At 65.7% G+C, this 20,682-nt stretch carries 21 protein-coding genes; 9 read left to right on the top strand and 12 right to left on the bottom strand.

Annotated elements, in window-relative coordinates:
• Positions 1-18: 18 nt before the first annotated feature.
• A complete protein-coding gene (locus CLU87_RS15940; protein WP_099731074.1) occupies positions 19-1,785 on the bottom strand; it encodes a tetratricopeptide repeat protein in 1,767 nt (588 codons plus the stop codon).
• A 356-nt stretch (positions 1,786-2,141) separates the two neighbouring features.
• Between CLU87_RS15940 and CLU87_RS15935 the strand changes: the two genes are divergently transcribed.
• The 8 genes from CLU87_RS15935 to CLU87_RS15900 all read left to right on the top strand — a co-directional run bounded on the left by CLU87_RS15935 (position 2,142) and on the right by CLU87_RS15900 (position 8,733).
• Complete coding sequence (locus CLU87_RS15935) at positions 2,142-2,879, top strand: endonuclease/exonuclease/phosphatase family protein (RefSeq protein ID WP_099731073.1); 738 nt, start codon at positions 2,142-2,144, stop codon at positions 2,877-2,879.
• A gap of 37 nt (positions 2,880-2,916) precedes the next feature.
• Positions 2,917-4,161: a cardiolipin synthase ClsB gene (gene clsB / locus CLU87_RS15930; protein WP_099731072.1), complete on the top strand. Its 1,245-nt coding sequence runs from the start codon at positions 2,917-2,919 to the stop codon at positions 4,159-4,161.
• A gap of 117 nt (positions 4,162-4,278) precedes the next feature.
• On the top strand, positions 4,279-5,004 hold the full coding sequence (folE, locus tag CLU87_RS15925) for a GTP cyclohydrolase I (RefSeq protein WP_056060424.1): 726 nt from the start codon (positions 4,279-4,281) through the stop codon (positions 5,002-5,004).
• A 2-nt stretch (positions 5,005-5,006) separates the two neighbouring features.
• Positions 5,007-5,429, top strand: a complete 423-nt coding sequence (locus CLU87_RS15920) for a BLUF domain-containing protein (RefSeq protein ID WP_056060427.1) — start codon at positions 5,007-5,009, stop codon at positions 5,427-5,429.
• Between the two features lie 206 nt (positions 5,430-5,635).
• Positions 5,636-6,517 carry a DMT family transporter gene (locus tag CLU87_RS15915; RefSeq protein WP_056060430.1) on the top strand — a complete coding sequence of 294 codons (882 nt, stop codon included), beginning with the start codon at positions 5,636-5,638 and terminating at the stop codon, positions 6,515-6,517.
• Positions 6,514-7,368 (top strand): DUF429 domain-containing protein, encoded by an 855-nt coding sequence (locus tag CLU87_RS15910; protein WP_099731071.1) that lies wholly within the window; start codon positions 6,514-6,516, stop codon positions 7,366-7,368. Before CLU87_RS15915 ends, CLU87_RS15910 begins: the two co-directional genes overlap by 4 nt.
• Positions 7,369-7,452: 84 nt before the next feature.
• Complete coding sequence (locus CLU87_RS15905; RefSeq protein ID WP_099732209.1) at positions 7,453-7,671, top strand: hypothetical protein; 219 nt, start codon at positions 7,453-7,455, stop codon at positions 7,669-7,671.
• Between the two features lie 390 nt (positions 7,672-8,061).
• Positions 8,062-8,733: a histidine phosphatase family protein gene (locus CLU87_RS15900; RefSeq protein WP_099731070.1), complete on the top strand. Its 672-nt coding sequence runs from the start codon at positions 8,062-8,064 to the stop codon at positions 8,731-8,733.
• Here the strand turns inward: CLU87_RS15900 and CLU87_RS15895 are convergent.
• The 9 genes from CLU87_RS15895 to CLU87_RS15855 form a co-directional block, all read right to left on the bottom strand.
• Positions 8,730-9,434, bottom strand: coding sequence for an HNH endonuclease (locus tag CLU87_RS15895; RefSeq protein WP_199170840.1), 705 nt, complete (start codon positions 9,432-9,434; stop codon positions 8,730-8,732). The genes CLU87_RS15900 and CLU87_RS15895 overlap by 4 nt on opposite strands.
• A gap of 57 nt (positions 9,435-9,491) precedes the next feature.
• Positions 9,492-10,838, bottom strand: a complete 1,347-nt coding sequence (locus CLU87_RS15890) for a tetratricopeptide repeat protein (RefSeq protein ID WP_099731068.1) — start codon at positions 10,836-10,838, stop codon at positions 9,492-9,494.
• A 23-nt stretch (positions 10,839-10,861) separates the two neighbouring features.
• The gene (locus tag CLU87_RS15885) at positions 10,862-11,470 is read right to left on the bottom strand and encodes a hypothetical protein (protein WP_099731067.1); all 609 of its coding nucleotides are present in this window, start codon (positions 11,468-11,470) and stop codon (positions 10,862-10,864) included.
• Between the two features lie 107 nt (positions 11,471-11,577).
• Complete coding sequence (locus tag CLU87_RS15880) at positions 11,578-12,981, bottom strand: amidase (RefSeq protein WP_099731066.1); 1,404 nt, start codon at positions 12,979-12,981, stop codon at positions 11,578-11,580.
• Between the two features lie 129 nt (positions 12,982-13,110).
• Positions 13,111-14,601: an ABC transporter substrate-binding protein gene (locus CLU87_RS15875; RefSeq protein WP_099731065.1), complete on the bottom strand. Its 1,491-nt coding sequence runs from the start codon at positions 14,599-14,601 to the stop codon at positions 13,111-13,113.
• Positions 14,602-14,706: 105 nt separating this feature from the next.
• On the bottom strand, positions 14,707-15,600 hold the full coding sequence (locus CLU87_RS15870; protein ID WP_099731064.1) for an ATP-binding cassette domain-containing protein: 894 nt from the start codon (positions 15,598-15,600) through the stop codon (positions 14,707-14,709).
• Positions 15,597-16,634 carry an ABC transporter ATP-binding protein gene (locus CLU87_RS15865; protein WP_099731063.1) on the bottom strand — a complete coding sequence of 346 codons (1,038 nt, stop codon included), beginning with the start codon at positions 16,632-16,634 and terminating at the stop codon, positions 15,597-15,599. Before CLU87_RS15865 ends, CLU87_RS15870 begins: the two co-directional genes overlap by 4 nt.
• 33 nt (positions 16,635-16,667) lie before the next feature.
• Entirely contained in the window at positions 16,668-17,546 is an 879-nt protein-coding gene (locus CLU87_RS15860; RefSeq protein WP_099731062.1) for an ABC transporter permease, read from the bottom strand.
• A 5-nt stretch (positions 17,547-17,551) separates the two neighbouring features.
• Complete coding sequence (locus CLU87_RS15855; RefSeq protein WP_056060468.1) at positions 17,552-18,514, bottom strand: ABC transporter permease; 963 nt, start codon at positions 18,512-18,514, stop codon at positions 17,552-17,554.
• Positions 18,515-18,722: 208 nt separating this feature from the next.
• On the opposite strand from CLU87_RS15855, the gene CLU87_RS15850 reads away from it, so the two are divergent.
• Positions 18,723-18,980 (top strand): YfhL family 4Fe-4S dicluster ferredoxin, encoded by a 258-nt coding sequence (locus tag CLU87_RS15850; protein ID WP_099731061.1) that lies wholly within the window; start codon positions 18,723-18,725, stop codon positions 18,978-18,980.
• 101 nt (positions 18,981-19,081) lie between these two features.
• Here the strand turns inward: CLU87_RS15850 and pth are convergent, their stop codons facing one another.
• Both pth and CLU87_RS15840 read right to left on the bottom strand, forming a co-directional pair.
• Positions 19,082-19,690, bottom strand: a complete 609-nt coding sequence (pth, locus tag CLU87_RS15845; protein ID WP_056747313.1) for an aminoacyl-tRNA hydrolase — start codon at positions 19,688-19,690, stop codon at positions 19,082-19,084.
• Positions 19,691-19,892: 202 nt separating this feature from the next.
• Entirely contained in the window at positions 19,893-20,528 is a 636-nt protein-coding gene (locus tag CLU87_RS15840) for a 50S ribosomal protein L25/general stress protein Ctc (protein WP_056060476.1), read from the bottom strand.
• Positions 20,529-20,682: the final 154 nt, after the last annotated feature.

Below are 20,682 nucleotides of genomic sequence, written 5' to 3'. Positions count from 1 at the left end.
AGGCCGGGCGGCGTCGCCTCAAGAGGCGTCTGGAGGCCGCAAGCGCAGGGCAGCAGCAGGATCGTCGGCATCGTCTGCGAGCGACGGGCCGAGGGCCAGGCTGTCTGGCGATGGCTGCGGAGTGCGCGTGGGCGTGTTGTCGCTGCTGCCCCGCACCCTCAGCGCCACACCGCCGGGGTGGCGTTCACTGTCTTGCCCCAGGATGGCCCTCGCCGGGGTGCTGCCCATGCGGGCGCGCAGTGCGTCGATGCTCTCTTGCAGCGGTTGGGGGGCGGCCATGCGCGCGCCATGGCGTAGCAGCACTTGCTGTGCCATATCGAGCAGTTTGGAGTTGAGGGTGCGTTCGGCTTCGGCCAGCAGGTTTTGCACGGCACCGCCAGGGTCACCGCCCAGGCTTTGCGCCATGGCGACTTCGGCCGTCTTGTTGACGCGTTGCAGGCAGTCTCGCACCAGTTGGCTATAAGGCTCATGCAGGTTGCACGCGTTGGCCATCAGCTCGGTCAAGCCGCGTGTGTTGGCATAGCGCATGCCCAGTGCCAGAACCCAGCTGTCGCCCTCGGGCAGCTCGATCGATGTGACGGCCAATACGGCCAGCAGGCTGCCCAGGTTGCAGGCGGCCTCAAAGTCGAAGGTGCTGGACGTGATCTCGCGGGCCATGCCACGCACCGATTCAACCGCTTGCGAAAACTGCCGCTGCTGGATGAGCTGCAGCGCCCGCGCCACCTCGGCAAAACGTCGGATGCGCGCGCTGCCGTAGTGGCGCTCCAGGATGCGCGCAAAGTCGGCCATGCAGCGCTCGATGCCCTTGCGGTCGTTCTCGGCGTAATACGCGAACGTCAGCAGCACCAGCGACTGGTAGTCGAACAGCTTGGAATCAATGCCCAGCACTGTGGCGCGTGCCAGCACCTTGGTGGCGGTGGCGCGGTCGCCCATGTAGTACGACATCATCCCCAGCTTCTGCAGCCGCACCACCGAGTCGGGCGTGAGGGTGCTGGCCGTCCGGTAGGTCTCGATGGCCTGCGAAAAATTGCCCATCTCCACCTGCGCGCGGCCCAGCACGTCGTAGGCGTCGGCGAATGACGCGTCTTCGCCAATCAGCTCTTGCAAGGTGGTGATGGCGCGCGCGGCCTGGCCTGATTCGATCTGTGCGCGGGCCACGCCCAGCTTGGCCCAGGGCAGGGCCCGTGCCGCGATGACGGCCTCGAACAGGGTGCGCGCCTCGTCGTGGCGGCCCAGGCGCAGCAGCAGCTCCGACCCGATGCGGGCGGCGTACAGCCAATAGGGCTTGCGGGCCTCGAAACGCTCCACGCACAGCGCGGCGGCCTGCTCGAAGTCCTCGGCCTCGATGGCATCGAAAATGGGCTTGAGGTGGATCTTGCGCAGGCGCGCCAGGCTCAGGCGCTCGAACAGCGCACTGGGCGTGAAGGGCTTGAGCAGGTAGCCGTCCAGGGCCGACTCGGCGGCCTCGGCCACTGCGGCGTAAGACGCCTCGGCCGTGACCATGAAGAACACCGTGGAAAACGGCAGCAGCTGTGCGCGCCGCAGGTCGTCCAGCAGGGTCTGGCCCGAGTAGTTGGATTCGCCAAAAAACTGGTCGCACAGCACGTAGTCGAACACTGTGTGCTCCAGCCGGGCGCGCGCGTCCTGCACACGGGAGCATTGCACGATGCGGGTCACGCCGTACTCGCGCAGCTGCCCCACCAGAATGCTGCGCGATGTGGCATTGCTGTCCACGATCAGCGCCTGGGTCTGTGGGGCGGGATTGGGGCCGCTCTCGGTAGCCATGGGGGTCGGGGCCGTCCCTGCGTGCTCAAAATGTTGGAGTCTCCAGTGTAAAGCGCTGCCGCCCCCTGCCTGCGTCGGGCAAACCCCTTGCCACCACGGCTTGCGACACAATCTCCAGTCCTAGGAGCGGCAATTGACCGCTTGCCGTTTTCAAGGGCGCCTCATGGATACTGACTCTCGCTGCTTCGTTGACGTTCGCTTGTCGAGTGGGCACGCTACGCATTCGCCAGCACCGCGCTGGGCGCGCCATGCGGCGTTGCTCCTTCTTGCGGGCATGAGCCCGCCGCGTCCTCGCGCCTTGCCTGGCGCACCCATCGCGGCACTGGCGAGCGCGTTCAATTACCCCTCCTAGGACCATGCAACACGACGACATCCTGCGCGTAGCCACCTACAACATCCACAAGGGTGTGCAAGGCATCGGGCCCGCGCGGCGGCTGGAGATTCACAACCTGGGCCTTGCGGTGGAGCAGCTCGACGCCGACATCGTCTGCCTGCAGGAGGTGCGCAAGCTGCACCGGCGCGAGGCGGCCTACTTTCAGCGCTGGCCTGATCTGCCGCAGGCCGAGTTCCTGGCGCCCGAAGGCTACGAGGCGGTGTACCGCACCAATGCGGTCACCAAACACGGCGAACATGGCAACGCGTTGCTCACCCGCTGGCCGGTGATCGGGCACCAGCATGAAGACATCTCGGACCACCGTTTTGAACAGCGCGGGCTGCTGCATGTGGAGGTGGATGTGCAGGGCCGCAACGTGCACGTGATCGTGGTGCACCTGGGCCTGATCCCTGGCAGCCGCATCCGCCAGGTCGAGCGCCTGCAGGGCTTCATCGAGCGCGAGGTGCCCCCCGGTACGCCGCTGGTGGTGGCCGGTGACTTCAACGACTGGGGGCAGCAGCTCAAGCGCATGCTGGCAGGCTTTGGCCTGTATGAATGGGATGCGCCCCGCACCTTCACCTACCCCGCACGCCTGCCCCTGGCGCAGCTGGACCATGTGTATGCGCGCGGGCTCACGCCGCTGTCGCTACAGGTGCCGCGTGGCCGTATTTGGTGGCGCATGTCGGACCATCTGCCCCTGATCGCGGAGTTCCGGCTGTGAGGCGTTGCCGTGGTGTGCGCGGTGGCGGGGTGACGGGATGAGGCGCAAGTCCTTTGCGCAGGCCCCGGGCACCTGGCCCGCCGACGACCACCAGGTCCGGCTGCTGCAAGGCGCCGAGGAGTTCTTTCCGGCGCTCACCGAGGCCATGGATGCTGCGATGGCGGACATCCAGTTCGAGACCTATATCTTTGACTTCACCGGCGCCGGAGCCACCGTGGCCCAGGCGCTGATGCGCGCTGCAGCGCGCGGCGTGCGCACCCATCTGGTGGTCGATGGCGTGGGCACGGGCGCGTTGCCCAAGGCCTGGGCCGATCAGTTGCAGGCCGCCGGGGTGCTGTGCAGCGTGTATTCGCCGCTGGGGCCGCTGGGGCTGCTGCTGCCGCACCGCTGGCGGCGCCTGCACCGCAAGCTGTGTGTGGTGGATGGGCGGGTGCTGTTTTGCGGCGGCATCAATGTGCTGGACGACTTTCACGACCCCAACCACGGCACGCTGGAGGCACCCCGTTTTGACTTTGCCGTGCGGGCCACGGGCAGCCTGGTGGCATCGGCCAGCGACACCATGGACCAGCTCTGGTGGCGCATGCAGGCCGTGCGCGACGCGCGCCAGCGCCGCTTGCCGGAGGCCCTGCAGGCCCTGCGCGCGGCCAGCGCGGCACGGCACGCAGAGCAGGGCGGCGACCCCGGCGCAGGCCCGCCTGTGCGCGCCACCCTGGTGCTGCGCGACAACGTGCGCAACCGCAGCCGCATCGAGAAGGCCTACCGCCGCGCCATCGGCGCAGCGCGGCACGAGGTCATCATTGCCAATGCCTACTTCATGCCCGGCGGCAAGCTGCGCCGCGCGCTGGTGATGGCCGCACGCCGGGGTGTGCGGGTGCGCCTGCTGTTGCAGGGGCGGTACGAATACTTCATGCAGTACCACGCGGCCCGTCCCGTGTACGGCGCGCTGCTGGAGGCCGGCGTCGAGATCTACGAGTACGCCCCCAGCTTTCTGCATGCCAAGGTGGCCGTTATCGATGCACAGGGCGACCGGCCCTGGGCCACGGTGGGCTCGTCCAACCTCGACCCGCTCTCCCTGCTGCTGGCGCGCGAGGCCAACGTGGTGGTGGAAGACGCTGCCTTCGCCATCGACCTGCGCCAGCGCCTGGTGCACGCCATGCAGCACGCGGGCCGCCGCATGGACCCTGCGCGCTATGCCGGCCGCCCGCTGCGCCAGCGGGTGCTGGACCGCGTGGCGTTTGGTCTCATGCGCCTGGCGCTGTGGGTGACGGGCAAGCGGTATTGAGGGCGCCTTTGTCGAGATTGCTACTTTATTGATAGCTTCTAAGGCATATTCCACTAGCGCTTGCTGCCTAAAACCCTTGTAATTGATCAAACTGGGTTCGCTGGTACGATGCCAGCCATGTCCAGCCAACCTGCCGCCGATATGACGCCCACCTCACCGGACGAAGGCACGCCCGTTTCCGTCAAGATCCGAGAACGCCTTGCCGCCGCGCGCAAGCGCTTTCACGCCAACGACAACATTGCCGAATTCATCGAGCCCGGCGAGCTGGAAAAGCTGCTCGACGAGGTCGAGGTCAAGATGCAAGGCGTGCTCGACAGCCTGGTGATCAACACCCAGGGCGACCACAACACCAACAACACCGCGCGCCGCGTGGCCAAGATGTACCTCAACGAGGTGTTCCGTGGCCGCTACGTAGCGCAGCCGCCCATCACCGAATTCCCCAACGCCGAGCACTTGAACGAGCTGATGATCGTGGGCCCGCTCACCGTGCGCAGCGCCTGCAGCCACCACTTCTGCCCCGTGATCGGCAAGATCTGGATCGGCGTGATGCCCAACGAGCACACCAACGTGATCGGCCTGAGCAAATACGCGCGCCTGGTGGACTGGATCATGGGCCGCCCCCAGATCCAGGAAGAAGCCGTGGTGCAGCTGGCCGACCTGATCATGGAAAAGACCCAGCCCGACGGCCTGGCCATCGTCATGGAAGCCAGCCACTTCTGCATGTCCTGGCGCGGCGTGCGCGACAACGACAGCCGCATGATCAACTCGGTCATGCGTGGCGTGTTCCTCAAGGACAGCGCTTTGCGCCGTGAATTTTTGTCTCTCATCCCTGGAAAGAACTGACCATGCTGGTACGCCTGCTTTACGCCAGTCGCGCGGTCGATACCTCGCCCGCCGCCATTGAAGCCATCCTGACGCAGTCGCGTCAGCACAACCCCGGCAGCGGCATCACCGGCGTGCTGTGCTACGGCGGCGGCGTGTTTTTGCAAGCCATCGAGGGCGGGCGCTCTGCGGTGAGCGAGCTGTACGGCCACATCCAGAAGGACACGCGCCACAAGAACGTGGAGCTGCTGCACTACGAAGAAATCGCCGAGCGCCGCTTTGGCGGCTGGACCATGGGGCAGGTCAACCTGTCTAAGATCAACCACTCCATCCTGCTGAAATACTCCGAAAAGCCCGAGCTGGATCCGTATGCGGTGTCGGGCAAGGTGTCGTTTGCGCTGCTTGAAGAGTTGATGGCCACCGCCTCCATCATCGGCCGAGCTTGAAAAGCGGGGCGCTTGGCTACTGCGCGGCCTGATCCCGGGCCTGCGGTACTCGCCGCACGGGAGTGCGGCTGCGTTCCTCCACCCAGGCTGAGGCCGCTCGCTACGCCAATCACCCCACTTTTCTTCGTTGTCCTGAACTCGTCATTGCAGCCGCAGCCCACAGGGGCTGCGGCTTTTTGCATTCAAGCCCTCTCTCTTTCTGACCCGTGACCTTCACCGCCTTCGCCCTCATCATCCTCGCCGGCCTCATCCACGCGTGCTGGAACATCGTGGCCAAGAAGGCCGGGGGGGACTCGCGGTTTGCGTTCTTCACCTCGGTGATCATGATGGTCGTCTGGGCGCCGCTGGGCTGGTACCTGGGGCGCGACGCGGTGCCGCAGTGGGGTGCGGTGGAGTGGGGCTTCGTGGCCGCCAGCGGGCTGCTGCATGTGGCGTACTTCGTCATCCTGCTGCGCGGCTACCGTGTGGCGGACCTCACCGTGGTCTACCCGCTGGCGCGCGGCTCGGGGCCGCTGTTGTCGTCGCTGGTGGCCATCACGCTGCTGGGCGAGCAGATCTCGGCGCTGGGTGCCTTGGGCATCGTGGGCGTGGTGGGGGGCGTGTTCCTGATTGCGGGTGGCCCGGGCCTGCTGCGCGCCGCGCACGACCCTGCCGCGCGGGCGCGGGTGCACAAGGGCATGTTGTACGGCTTGCTCACGGGGGCTTTCATTGCCAGCTACACGGTGGTTGACGGCTATGCGGTCAAGTTTCTGCTCATGTCGCCCATTCTGGTGGACTACATGGGCAACTTTGTGCGTGTGGGCCTGTTGGCCCCGGTGGTGCTGCGCGACCTGCCCACGGCCCGCACGCTGTGGCTGGCGCAGTGGCGTTTTGCCCTGGCCGTGGCGGTGGTGAGCCCGGTGGCCTATGTGCTGGTGCTTTATGCCATGCAGCAGGCGCCCCTGTCGCACGTGGCCCCGGCGCGCGAGGTGTCCATGCTGTTTGCCGCGCTGATTGGCGGGCACCTGCTGGGCGAGGGGGACCGCCTGGCGCGTATCTGTGGCGCGCTGTGCATTGCAGCGGGTGTCACGGCCCTGGCCTTGGGATGACCACCATGGCACCCCAACCCCCATTCCACCTGCTGGGCTGCGACTTCTCCAGCAGCCCCACGCGGCGCAAACCCATCGTGCTGGCGCTGGGCCAGCGCCAGGGCGCGCGTGTGGTTATCACCGCGCTGCAGCCGTTCGACACCCTGGCCGCGTTTGGCCAGTGGCTGGCCCAGCCCGGCGACTGGGTGGGCGGGTTCGATCTGCCCCTTGGCCTGCCGCGCGAGCTGGTGCAGTCGCTGGGCTGGCCCACCGACTGGCTGGCCTGCATGCAGCACTACCGCCACCTCAGCCGCGAGCAGATCCGCGCGCAGTTTGCGGCGTTTTGCGATGCGCGCCCTGTGGGGGGCAAATTTGCCCACCGCGCCACCGACGGGCCCGCAGGCTCCAGCCCGTCCATGAAATGGGTGAACCCGCCGGTGGCCTACATGCTGCACGCGGGCTTGCCGCTGCTGCTGGACGCCGGTGTGCACCTGCCAGGCCTGCACGCAGGCGACCCCCACCGCGTGGCGCTGGAGGCCTACCCCGGTCTGCTCGCGCGCGAGGTGCTGCAGCGGCGCAGCTACAAAAGCGACGACCGCGCCAAGCAGACGTCCGACCGCCTCATCGCCCGCAAAGACCTGGTCAACGCGCTGGAGCTGGGCCACACCCGCCTGGGCCTGCGCCTCAAGCTCAGCCACGCCCAGCGCGATGCGCTGGTGCAGGACGCCAGCGGCGACAGCCTGGACGCCGTGCTGTGCCTGCTGCAAGCCGCCTGGGCCGAGCAGCGCCATGCCGAGGGCGATGCGCTCTATGGCCTGCCGCCTGGGCTCGACCCGCTGGAAGGCTGGATCGTCACGGCTGAAAATCCGTGACCAACCATTCCACCGTTTTTCTTGGCATCTGCCCGGCGCAGGCTGCGTAGGATGGGCGAGACACGCTGGATGCTTCGTTTGCCCATGCCTTTTGCCCCCCGCCTTTTGTTCGCGCTGGTCTTGCTGGCCCCGCTGCTGGTACAGGCCGCCCCCGCGCCCTGGTACTACTGGCGCAGCCTGGTCGATGGCCAGCGCGTGTGCGCGCAAACCTCGCCGGGCCCTGGCTGGGAGCGCGACAGCGCCCCCTACGAAGGCCCCGGCTGCCAGCCGCGCCGCAAGGTACTGGTCGTGCCCATGCGGTGACGGGCCGCTCGGTGAGTGGTGGACATACGGCTGTTATAAAAAACATAGCTATCAGCGCTTATTGCATAAGCGCTAGCGGCCAAAAGTGCTTGCAATCATGTGTATGCATTCGATAATGGCGGGAGCGTGCTATGTGCTTTTACGTGCCCACGTTGGGCCAGAAGGCCAGTGATCGCAAGGCGCGGACTGCTGCCAAGGCTGGTGGCCTTGGCAAGGTCTGCAACGCCGCGAGCGCTGGCCTACTGGCCCAACCCTGTGGGAAAGCCGGGGAAAGGCCCGGCAACGTTGTTGCAAGCCGCTTGCAGTATGCATACTGCGGCGCGCCTTGCGCCTAGTTGCCGGGCCTTTCCCCGGCTTTCGTGGACACGTAAAAGCACACAGCACGCTCCTATGACTGAATTGATTCTGATCCGCCACGGCGAGACCGACTGGAACCGCGAACTGCGCTTCCAGGGCCACGTGGATGTGCCCCTCAACGCCACTGGCCACGAACAGGCCCGCCGCCTGGCCGAGCGCCTGGCTGCAGAGCGCCCCGTGGTGCACCACCTCATCTGCAGCGACCTCATCCGTACCCAGCAGACCGCCGCGCCCAGCCTGCAGGTGCTGTTCCCCCAGGCCCGCATCGACACCCTCACCGACAGCGCCCTGCGCGAACAAAACTTTGGTGTGGTGGACGGCAAGCGCGTGGACGACGTCAAGCAGGACCACGCCGACGCATGGAACCAGTGGCTGCGCTTTGAAGCCGACTACGGCATGCCCGGCGGCGAGACCACCCGCCAGTTCCACACCCGCGTGATGGATGCCGTGTACCGCATCGCCCAGCAGCACAGCGGCCAGACCGTGATGGTGGTCACCCACGGCGGCGTGCTCGACATGATCTGGCGCACTGCGCGTGGCACAGGACTGGATGGCCCGCGCCAGAGCGACATCCCCAACGCGGGGCTCAACCGCGTGCGGGTCAGCGGCGAAGCGGTGCAGGTGCTGGACTGGGCCGATGTGCGGCACCTCGCGGATTTGCCAGAGCAGCCGGTGTACGACCAGACGAAGTTGGTGGTGCGTTAGTTTGAGCGGAAGACGTGCGCCCTGTGATAAGCCATGAAGGGCTGATGCTCTTGACGCAGCGCTATGCGAGAGCCTGCAGTGATTCCAAGATCCCTCGCATGAGGTAGCAGGGGCGAAACTATCAGTGTGCCCGCCTCGTCAAAGCTGACAAACCCTCTATCAAACGCGCGGTCAATGTTGGGGACGAGTAGCAAGCCATTGAAGGGGTCAAGCCGCTCCGTATTTGACGAGGCACTCCAGGGCTTAATGTGGGAAGCCACCAGCATGCTTATTTCAGCGTATCCGGTGACTGCGCAGCATTCCCAGTGCAAAAGTAGCTTTTGACGAAATATGCCTTGTCCTATCCGGGCTTTAACAAGTTCTAGTTTCTCAGTTGGATTGATTGAAACATCGCTGAGCACGCCCTCAATATCTGCCCCGACTTCGCCGCTGAATCCTTCTTCAAGATAGCCAGCAAACTTCGCGAGCGCGCTGCTGTACATGTTGTGCCCTCGCGCGTTTCGTTCGATAAAAATTGGCAGAGTTGTCAGTTTCGAAGTTACTTCGGCATAGGTAGCTGGCGATTCCATCGCTACGAGAGGTCCCTCGATCAGGCCAGCTGCAAGTCCCCATTCGGAAAGTGGCCCCGAAACTGCGCCAGCGTACTTCTCTGCGGTAGATGCGGAGAGACCTCGTTGCAACATCCATTCTTTGAAGTTCATCGCGAGTCGACTTAAGGTTTGGGGATATGAGCGGCCATTTCTGGAGTGGGCTAAGGGTCACTCAGCAGGCAACCCCAACACCCCATTCACAACTCCCACCCGCCGCGCCAGCCTCACCGACTCCGGCTGCCCATTCACTATCGGCTGCAACACGTTCTGCACCGCCGCCCACTGCCCATTGCGCTGCAGTGCATCCAGCCAGATCTGGTGAAACAGATCCCGCTGCGCATGGCTGCCGCCAATCTCCACCAGCCGGGGCAGGGCCACGCCCAGCTTCTCCACCGCCGTCGCCCAGTCGCCATGCGCATGCGCCAGCAGGCCGTGGGCGGCAGGCACACACACTTGCTGCCACACGGTGCGCTCCTGCGCCTCAGTGCGGGTGGCGGCGTGGGCGGTGATGTTGTTTTGCAGCGTGCGCGCGGCCTCCATGCGCCCGGCACGGGCCAGGCCGTAGAGGTATTGCAGGTCCAGGAAGGGCAGTACGTGGTCGGCCAGGCGCAGTGCCAGGTGGTCGGCTACGTCGGTCCAGCGGTCGCCGACATCCACGCCTGCCAACTCCAGCCGGGCGAGCAGTGATACGGCGTTGATCTGGTCCTGGGTGTATTCCTTGACCACGCCCCAGACCTGGCTGTCGTAGAGCGCCAGCACTTCGGCATGCCGGTCCTGCTCCAGCAAAAACAGCGCCTGGTGCCACCAGTTGTGCGTGACCATGAAGGAGTTCAGGCCCGTCCAGGTGTCGCCCACGCTGGCCATGAAGTCGGTACCTTCGCGGATGCGGCCCTGTGTCAGCATGACGTGGGCCAGCGCGTGGTGGGCCCAGGGTTCTTTGCGGCACAGGGTGATGGCGTGGCGTGCGGCGCTTTCAGCCTCTTGCAGGCGGTGGCATTGCTCCCAGCCAAAGGCCAGCATGCCGTGCAGGTAGGGCACCTCGGCCGCTGCGGGCAGAGCCTGCAGCGCCAGGCGCAGCATGCCGGGTGAGTCGCCCCGGTTGAACAAATGGTATTGGCCGAGCTTGAGGGAGGCGAGGTCGCGCGGGTGCAGGCGGGCTTGCTCCTCGTGCAGCGCAATGGCGCGGGGCAGGTCGCCATCCACCCAGGCGGCGATGGCGGCCACAAAGCGTTGTTCACGCTCGGTAGCCTCTGTGGCGCGGGCCAGGGCCTGGTCGATGAAGGGGCGGGCGTTGCGCGGAGCGTCTGCCGACTCGGCAAACATGTGCAGCGCGGCGCAGCTGGCCTGAACGATGGGGCTGGTGTCGGCCGCCGCGTTCAGCACGTTCACTGCGCGGGCTTCGCAGGCGATGAAGCCTTCTACAAAGTCATTCAGCGCTGTCGCGCTGGCTTCGTCCTGCAGCGTGATGGCGTTGCCCAGGCTGTCTGTCATGCGGGTGTGCGTGGAGGATGGCATGGGGCATTGTTGGGTCGCTGGGCTCAGCCGCCGTTGATCAAGGTCACGTAGGCGTTGCGGGTTTCGGCTGAAACGGAAGCGACGAGCTGTTCGTGCGGCGTCTGGTGCCGCGCCAGCATGCGGGCGCTGGCCACCGTTTTGGACTTGCAGTACCAGTGGCAGGTGTGCTGCATCAGAAACAGCTCGGCCGTCATCATGTAGGCGCGGTCTTTGGGCGACAGGTGGCTGGTGTTCTGCACCACATGGGCAATGCCGCGCGCGTGGATGGCGAGCGCACGGCGCACGTCAAAGGTCATGGCGGGCAGCAGCTTGTCGGCAAACGGGATCGGCACGGAGAGCCGGCTGACGCGGGCGTGGGCTTCGTCCACCTTGGCAAAGTCGGCGGCAAAGCGGCTGAACTGCTCGCTCAGTTGCGACTCGGTGGTGCTCAGCAGGCTCCATATCTGGCTGCGGCGCTCGTCGGTGCTTTCACCCAGGGCGCGCAGGTAGCCGTCGGTCAGCGCCTCCATCAGCTTTTCGATCTGGTAGTTGGCCAGGTGTTTGCCCAGCAGCGCAATGCGCTTGCGCTGCTCTTTGGCGTTGAGCATGAAGGTGCCGGTGGCGATGAGGATCGCCAGGATGATGATGTCCATGCGGTGGTGGGATGGTGGTTGGTAAGGCGGGGGGGCTCCAGCGGTGGTGCCAGCGTCAGAGCGTATCCCCCCAAGGTTACCAACAACAACGCACGACAGATGCAGGGTTATGCCGCAGGCGGCTGGGGCCATGCCCGCTGGGGTTCGCGGATCAGCTCGAACGCGTGCGCCACCTGCAGCACGCCCAGGTCGTCAAAACGTGCGCCCGCAATCTGCAGGCCGACGGGCAAACCAGCGCGGGTGTAGCCGCAGTTGACCGAGGCCGCAGGTTGCTCGGACATGTTGAATGGCACGGTAAAGCCGATGTGTTCCAGCGGGCGCAGCGGGTCGTTGGTGGGCGAGGGCAGCTCGGCCTGGAAGGCGACGTTGGGCGCCACGGGCGAGATCACATAGTCGAACGCGCTGCAGGCCTTGACGGCGGCCACGCGCGTCAGGTGGAACTGGTGGCTGGCGGTGAAGACCTCGGTGCCGCTCATGCCGGCGGCACTGTCGGCCCAGGTGCGGATGTAGGGCAGCACCTTGTCGCGCCGCGCCGCCGGCAGGGCCTGCAGGTCGATGTGCGAGCGCATGCGCCAGAAGTGGTCCATGCCGTCGAGCATGGCCTGGGTCATGAAAGGTGCCATGGGCACGATGGTGGCGCCAGCGGCTTCCATGAGTTGGGCTGCGCGCTCCACGGCGGCCTTCACCTCGGGGTCTACCGGCAGGCCGCAGCCTGCATCCAGCAGCAGGCCGATGCGCAGGCCGCGCAGGCGTTCTGCGCCCTTGTTGAACTGGCTCCAGGCGATGTCCTGGTAGGGCAGGCTCATGCTGTCGCGTGCGTCGGGCTGGCTCAGCACCTGCATCATCAGCGCGGCGTCGGCCACGGTGCGGGTCATGGGGCCGGCGGCGCGGCCAGTGTAGGGCGGGTCAATCGGGATGCGGCCCAGGCTGGGTTTGAGGCTGAAGATGCCGCACCAGCTGGCGGGCAGGCGCAGCGAGCCACCAATGTCGGTGCCGATGTGCAGCGGGCCGTAGCCCGCAGCGGCCGCTGCGCCACCACCGGCGCTGGAGCCACCCGGGCCCTTGCTCACGTCCCAGGGGTTGCGCGACAGCGGGTGAAAGGTGGACAGGCCGGATGACAACATGCCGTAGTCGGGCATGGTGGTCTTGGCGACGATGACGGCACCTGCCTCGCGCATGCGGGCGGCGGGGGGGGCATCGGATGCGGCGGGCACCAGCTCGACGGCGGCCGTGCCCAGCGGGGTGGGGTCGCCTTCGGTGGCAATGTTTTCCTTGATGGTGCTGGGCACGCCGTCGAGCAGCCCCTTGGGCTCGCCGCGCAGCCAGCGGGCCTCGGAGGCACGGGCCTGGGCCAGGGCGGCCTCGGGGCGCAGCAGGTAGGTGGCTTTGATATGGGGCTCCCACCGTTCAATGTGGGCCAGCACGGACTGCGTGACCTCGACCGGTGACAGCTTGCGCTGGCGGTAGGCGGCAATCAGGTCGTGGGCGGGCAGGTCGTGCAGTTCGGTCATGGCGGGGTGGGTGGTCGCCGTAGCGATGTTTATCAATAAAAAGGCTGCAAGCGCTAGTGGATAAAGCGCTGGCAGCTATTGTTCTAGGAGTCTTGGCTCCTGCACGCGCCGCGTTGCGGCGCGTGGCTGTCAGGACCAGGACAGCGCGGAGATGTCGTTCACGAACACGGGCATGTCTTTCCACAGGCCCTTGAGGTTCTTGTTGGCCACCGTGATCCACTGGTTGGAGTACAGGAAGGCGTGCACCGCATCGTTGGCCAGCAGGCGCTGCGCATCGCCCAGCAGCTTGGCGCGGTCGGCGGGGCGGGCGGCGTTCTTGATCTGGGTGAACAGGTCGTTGAACTTGGGCGAGTTGTAGGCCCAGTAGTAGTCGGGCTTGGCAAAGTTGCCCAGGTCAAAGGGCTCCACGTGGCTGATGATGGTCAGGTCGTAGTTCTTGCTGCCGTAGGTGCCGCTGAGCCACTGCGCCCATTCCACGTTCTGGATCTTGGCGATGATGCCGACCTTGGCCAGCTGGGCGGCCACCACCTCGCCGCCCTGGCGGGCGTAAGGCGTGGGGGGCAGCGTCATGGTCAGCTCCAGCGGCGTCTTGATGCCGGCCTCGGCCAGCAGCTTCTTGGCCTTTTCGGGGTCGTAGGGGTTCACGCCCGTGGTGTCCACATAGCCAAACGCGCCGGGCACGTAGTGGCTGCCGATGGGTGCGCCGTAGCCGTCGCCCGCGCCTTCGATCACGGCCTTGCGGTCAATGGCTGCGGCAATGGCGCGGCGCACGCGCACGTCGTCCAGCGGCTTCTTGCCGTTGTTGATGGCCAGAATGGTCTTGGCGCGCGAGCCTGCCACGATCACCTGGTACTTCGGGTTGGCCTTGAACTGTGCCACGCTGCGCGGTGTGACGCGCGGGAAAGCGTCCACGTCACCGGCCAGCAGGGCGGCCACCTGGGCGGCCGGGTCGGAGATGAAGCGGAAGGTGGCGCGCTTGATCTTGATGGCCTTGGCGTCGCGGTAGCCGTCCCAGGCGGTCAGCACGACCGACGAGCCCTTGTTCCAGGCTTGCAGCTGGTAGGGGCCGGTGCCCACGGGCTTGTTGGCGTTGGTGTCGGCGCTCTTGGGCTCCACGATGATGGAGGTGGCCTGGCCCAGCACGAACAGCAGGTCGGGGTCGATCTCCTTGTTCAGCAGCACCACGGTGTAGTCGTCCACCACCTGGGTGGTGATGCCGGCAAATGTGCGCTTGTCCTTGTTGGTGCTCTTCTCGCCGCCCGCGCGGTCGTACGAGAACTTGACGGCCGCAGCGGTGAAGGGCTCGCCATTCTGGAACTTCACGCCACGGCGCAGCTTGAAGGTGTAGGTCTTGAGGTCGGGCGAGACCTCCCAGCTTTCGGCCAGCAGGGGCGACACGCTGCCGTCGGGGTTGATCTTGGTGAGCGTCTCGAAGATGTTGTACTGAACGATTTCGGCGATGGCAGATGCCGCACCGGCGGTGGGGTCCAGGCCTGGGGGCTCCAGCGTCATCGCCAGCGTCACCGCATCTTTGCGGCCTTGCGCCAGGGCGCCAAGCGAGGTGGTCAAGGGCACAGCGGCGATGGCGCCAGTGGCAAGGACGGTACGGCGGTTCAGCATGTTCGGACTCTCCAGACAAAAAACCAGACAACAACCATAGAGACCCCGGTGCAATTTGTTACCGGGGAGGAAAGAAGCTTTTTACACCATCACACCTGCATGTGGTTATGCGGTTTTTGCCGTTGCCGCAGTCGCTGCAGCGGCGGCAGCCGCACGGCGTGCCCGTGCCCGGCCGGGCAGCACCTGCGGCACGGCACCCACCAGCGACTGCGTGTAAGGGTGCTGCGCGTTGCGGAACAGCTCGCCCGGCGAGCCACGCTCCACGATGCGCCCCTGGTACAGCACCACCACCTCGTCACACAGGTGGTTGACCACCGCGAGGTCATGGCTGATGAGCATGTAGGTGATGCCGAACTGCTGCTGCAGGTCTTGCATCAGGTTCAGCACCTGGGCTTGTACCGACACGTCGAGTGCGCTCACAGGCTCGTCGGCCACGATGAGGCGGGGCCGGGTGATGAGGGCACGCGCAATGGCGATGCGCTGGCGCTGGCCACCAGAAAATTCGTGCGGGTACTTGCCCAGGTCGTTGGTGCGCAGGCCCACTTGCGACAGCACCTGGGCGGCCTGCTCGCGCTGCTCGGCGCGCGTGGGCTGGCCCTGTGCCTGCAGCGGTTCGGTCACGATGCGCTCCACGGTCTGGCGCGGGTCCAGCGATCCGTACGGGTCCTGAAACACCATCTGAAAATCGCGGCGCGCCTGGCGCAGCTGCTCGGCGGGCAACTGGTGCAGGTTGCGGCCCAGCAGCTCCACCGTGCCGGAGGTGGGCGCATCGAGCGCCATCACCAGCCGTGCCAGGGTGGACTTGCCCGAGCCCGATTCGCCGACGATGCCGAGGCTGCGGCCTGCGGCAATCGAGAAGTTCACACCGTTGAGCGCATGCACCTTGCCCGGCTGGCGAAACAGGTGCTCGCGGGGCAGTGTGTATTCGCGCACCAGATCGGTCACCTGGAGCAGTGGCGCGGTGGCTGGCGCAACGGTGGTGGGGGGGGCCTGGGTCATGCAGCCACCTCGATGATGTTGACCACGTCCGCACTCTGCGCCTCGGCAATGGCTTCGCGCCGCAGGCAGCGCACCAGGTGGTCGCCGTCGGCATCGGTGGCCACCAGCGTGGCCTCGGGCTGCTTGTGGTGGCAGTCATCCACCGTGTAGCTGCAGCGCCCTGCAAACGGGCAGCCTGCGGGCAGGTCCACCAGCTCGGGCACCGTGCCCGGAATGGTGGACAGGCGCGGGCGTTGCCCGGGCGCGTGCACGGCACGCAGGTGGGGCCGGGCGGCGAACAGACCGCGTGTGTAAGGGTGGGCCATGGCCGAGAAGACCGAGGCAGTGGAGCCGCTTTCGACCACGCTGCCGCCGTACATCACCATCATGCGGTCCACGTTCTGCGAGATCACCCCCAGGTCGTGCGAGATGAGGATCAGCGCCATGTTGCGCTCGGCCACCAGGTCGCTGATGAGGTCCAGGATCTGCTGCTGGATGGTCACGTCGAGCGCCGTGGTGGGCTCGTCGGCAATCAGCAGGTCGGGCCCGCAGGCCAGCGCCATCGCAATGGTGATGCGCTGGCGCTGCCCGCCCGAGAACTGGTGCGGGTAGGCGTCAAAGCGCTGTGCGGCGTTGGGGATGCCCACGCGGTCCAGCAAGGCAATCGCTTCGGTGCGTGCGGCTGCTGCATTCATGCCCCGGTGCAGGCGCAGCGGCTCCGCCACCTGGCGGCCAATGGTGTGCACGGGGTTCAGGGCCGTCATGGGCTCTTGGAACACCATGCCAATGCGGTTGCCGCGCATCTTGCACATCTGTGCATCGGTGCGGCCCACCAGCTCTTGCCCATCAAAGCGGATGCTGCCGGTGACCTGTGCACTCTCGGGCAGCAGGCCCATGAGCGACATGGCGGTGATGGACTTGCCGCAGCCTGATTCACCGATCAGGCCCAGGGTTTCACCGCGCGCCAGCGAAAAGCTCACGCCGCGCACGGCATCGGCGGGGCCCCGGTGCGTCTGCAGGCGGATGCGGAGGTTGGAGACTTCTAACAGAGACATCTTGGAATGCAGGTGGTCTTCGGGGCGGGGCTGTCAGCGTTTGCGGGAGAGGCGGGGGTCGAGCAAATCGCGCAGCCCGTCGCCCAGCAGATTCAGCCCCAGCACGGCCAGCGCAATCGCCATGCCGGGCCACACCGCCAGCAGCGGGGCCTGGAACATCAGTGTCTGTGCCTCGCTCAGCATGCGGCCCCAGGAGGGCTGGGGCGGCTGGGTGCCCAGGCCCAGGTACGACAGGGCGGCCTCGGCCAGGATGGCGATGGCGAACTGGATGGTGGCCTGCACGATGAGCACCGACAGGATGTTGGGCAGCACGTGTTCCAGCGTGATGCGCCAGCTGCCTTTGCCGCAGGCGCGCGAGGCCAGGATGTATTCGCGCGACCACACGGCGTTGGCCGATGCGCGCGTGACGCGTGCGAACGTCGGGATGTTGAAGATGCCGATGGCGATGATGGAATTCACAATGCCTGCACCAAACACCGCCGTCATCATGATGGCTGAGAGGATGGCGGGGAAGGCGAAAGTGAAGTCTGCCAGCCGCATGATCAGCTCTTCCACCCAGCCGCGCTTGGCGGCGGCCAGCAGGCCCAGGGCCGTGCCGATGGTGAGGCCGATGCCCACCGCGATCACGCCCACCAGGATGGAGTTGCGGGCGCCTACCAGCAGCAGCGAGGCCACATCACGGCCAAAGGCATCGGTGCCCAGCCAGTGGGTGCCGGAGGGAGTCGCCAGCTTGTTGGCCAGGTCCATCTCGTAGGGCGACCAAGGCGTCCAGACAAAGGAGAGCAGCGCAGCAAGGATCAGCAGCGCCGACAACACGGCGCCGATGACAAAACTGCGGTGGCGCAGCGCGCGGTGTAGCCAGCCGGGGGCGGAGGGCGTGGAAGAGGAGGGGGGGGATACAGCGGCGCTCATGGGGATCAGATGTCGGAAGCCTTCACGCGGGGGTCGATCACGGCGTAGAGGATGTCCACGACGAAGTTCACGATCACCACCATGGCGGCGAGCAGCATCACGCAGTTGCGCACCACGATCAGGTCGCGGTTGGAGATGGACTGGAAGATCAGGCGCCCGAGGCCGGGCAGATAGAACACGTTCTCGACCACGATGGTGCCCGCCAGCAGGTTGGCAAACTGCAGCCCCATCACGGTGACCACCGGGATCATCGCGTTGCGCAGCACATGGCCCCACAGCGCTGCGCGCTGCGTGAGGCCCTTGGCGCGGGCCGTGCGTACAAAGTCTTCACGCAGCACCTCCAGCACGGCCGAGCGGGTAATGCGCGCGAGGATGGCAGCCTGCACCACGGCCAGTGCAATGGCGGGCAGCAGCAGGGCTTTGAGGGCTTCTAGCGGGCTGCCGCCAGCGTCTTCCGTCCAGCCCGGAAAGCCGCCGGCTGAGAACCACTGCAGCTTCACCGAGAACAGCAGGATCAGCAGGATGGCGAACCAGAAGTTGGGGATGGCAATGCCGATCTGCGCCAGGCCCATCACGCCCACGTCACCCAGCTTGTTGTGGCGCGCCGCGGCGTACACACCGGCGGCCAATGCCAGCACCGTGGTGATCACCATGGCCATCAGGGCCAACGGCACGGTAAGCGCCAGGCGCTCCAGCACCAGGTCGAGTACGGGCGAGCTGTAGGCGTAGCTGTCGCCCATGTTGCCCACCACCAGGCCGCTCACCCATTGCCAGTAGCGCAGGCTGGCGGGCTGGTCCAGACCCAGCTTGGTGGCCAGAGCCGCCACGGCATCCGGAGAGGCATCGGGACCCATCAGAATCTGCGCGGCATTGCCCGGCAGGATTTCCAGCACCAGGAACACGACGATGGAGGCGCCAATCAACGTGGCCAGGAGGGTGACAAACCGCTTGAGAAAAAACAGGCCCATGGGTGGGGTGCGTTGGCAGGTGGGTCAGACGCAGGGGCGTCAAAATTAATGTGTATACACAGCATAACGGTAAAAACGTCCCCGTCAGCGGTGGTGGGTTGCAGTGTGGCACGCAAGGCACATGCCACCGGCGCGGGATAATACGGAGCATGAACTGCGCCGCTCGCTCCGTTGCCCCTGTTTTTGGCCCCGTGCACTGGGAGGCTGTATGGCGCTGATGATCACGGACGAGTGCATCAACTGCGATGTGTGCGAGCCCGAGTGCCCCAACCAGGCGATCTACCTGGGGCAGGAGATCTACGAAATTGACCCGAACAAGTGCACAGAATGTGTAGGGCATTTCGACGAGCCCCAGTGTGTGCAGGTCTGCCCTGTGGCCTGCATTCCCGTGAACCCGCAGCATGTGGAAAACCGCGAGACGCTGTGGCAGAAGTTCCAGCGGCTGCAGGCGTCCACGCCGACGTAATTTGAGCCAAATCGACCGCTTGCGCTAGTAGGTCATGCCTTGGGTGCTATTGAATAAATAGCAATATCCACAGCGCAACGGCTGGATGGACTGGTGGCCCCTCAGTCCTCCACAGGCCGAGGGGGCTTGGGGCGGGGCGGTTTGGTGGTGTGGATGAGCAGCGTGGCCTTTTCCATGTCCCCCGCCAACAGAGCGGGGTAGGCCTTGAGCGAGTGGGCGATGCTGTCCTCGATCAGCGTGCGCTGGTCTGGCGACGGCTTCTTGAGCACCCAGTTGGCGACTTCGCTTTTGACGCCCGGATGGCCGATGCCGATGCGCAGGCGCCAGTAGTCGGGCGAGCCCAGCTGTCCGTGGATGTCACGCAGGCCGTTGTGTCCGGCATGGCTGCCGCCGCGCTTGAGCTTGACCTGGCCCGGTGCAATGTCCAGTTCGTCGTGCACCACCAGGATTTCCTCGGGCAGGATTTTGAAAAAGCGCGCCAGCGAGGCCACGGACTTGCCCGAGAGGTTCATGAAGGTCTGCGGCTCCAGCAGCCATACGTTCTGGCCGTGCACCGTGGTGCGTGCCACCAGGCCGTGGTAACTGCGCTCGGGCACCAGCGTGGTCTTGAGTTCGCGCGCCAGGGCATCAATCCACCAGAAGCCGGCGTTGTGCCGCGTGTCCTCGTAGTCTGGCCCGGGGTTTCCCAGGCCTACAAACAGCTTGATCATGTGCGCGATTATCGGTGGCTGGGGGTGGAGAAAGGCCGTCAGCATTGCTACCGCTGCCTGAGGATGCAGTCGGCGAGAGAGAGGTGCGGCGTGCAAAGTGCGCCACACCAATGAAAACGGCCCACGCAAGGTGGGCCGTTTCGTGGTCAACACCGCACAGCGGGTTGACCGGGTGAAGTGATCGAGGTCGTTGACCGGCGAATTACTTCTTGCCCTTGCCCTTGCCCTTGGCATCGGCAGCAGGAGCGGCTTCAGCAGGGGTCTCGACGACCACGACTGGAGGCACCACGGACACCAGCACGGGGTTGTTGTTCTGGCCACCGCGGACCTTGGCCACCACGCCCTTGGGCAGCTTGATGTCCTTCAGGTGCAGGGAAGCACCCTTTTCCAGCTTGGACAGGTCCACAGCGATGAATTCGGGCAGGTCCGAAGGCATGCAGGTCACGTCCAGTTCGTTCACTATCGGGTTGACCATGCACTTGTCCACCTTGACGGCGTTGGACTCTTCTGCACCGCTGTAGTGCAGTGGCACCTTCAGGTGCAGCTTGGTCTTGTCGTCCACGCGCTGGAAGTCGATGTGCAGCACCAGTTGCTTGTAGGGGTGGTATTGCACGTCACGCAGCACAACCTTGGACGTGGCGCCAGCCACTTCCATGTCCAGCACGCTGGAGTGGAACGCTTCCTTCTTGAGGGCGTGCCACAGTGCGTTGTGGTCCACCTCGATCAGTTGTGGCTCGGTAGCACCACCGTACACGATGCCAGGCGTCTTGCCCGAATTACGCAGACGGCGGCTCGCACCCGTACCCTGCTTGGCGCGCTCAAAAGCGACGAAGTTCATAGTTAGCTCCTGAAAAGGGTAGACCGCGACCAGTCGTACCCCGATTAAAAAAGACCTGTGACGCCTTCATGGCGGCAGGCCTGCGCATTGCTCTCGAACAGACAAGCCTCCCGAAGGAGGCCTGCGTGCAATCCGACTGCAACGCTCCCGGGGG

The sequence above is a fragment of the Acidovorax sp. 59 genome (assembly GCF_002754175.1).
In the GTDB taxonomy this organism is placed as follows: Bacteria; Pseudomonadota; Gammaproteobacteria; order Burkholderiales; family Burkholderiaceae_C; genus Acidovorax; species Acidovorax delafieldii.
This window is presented reverse-complemented; position numbering and strand designations above follow the sequence as displayed.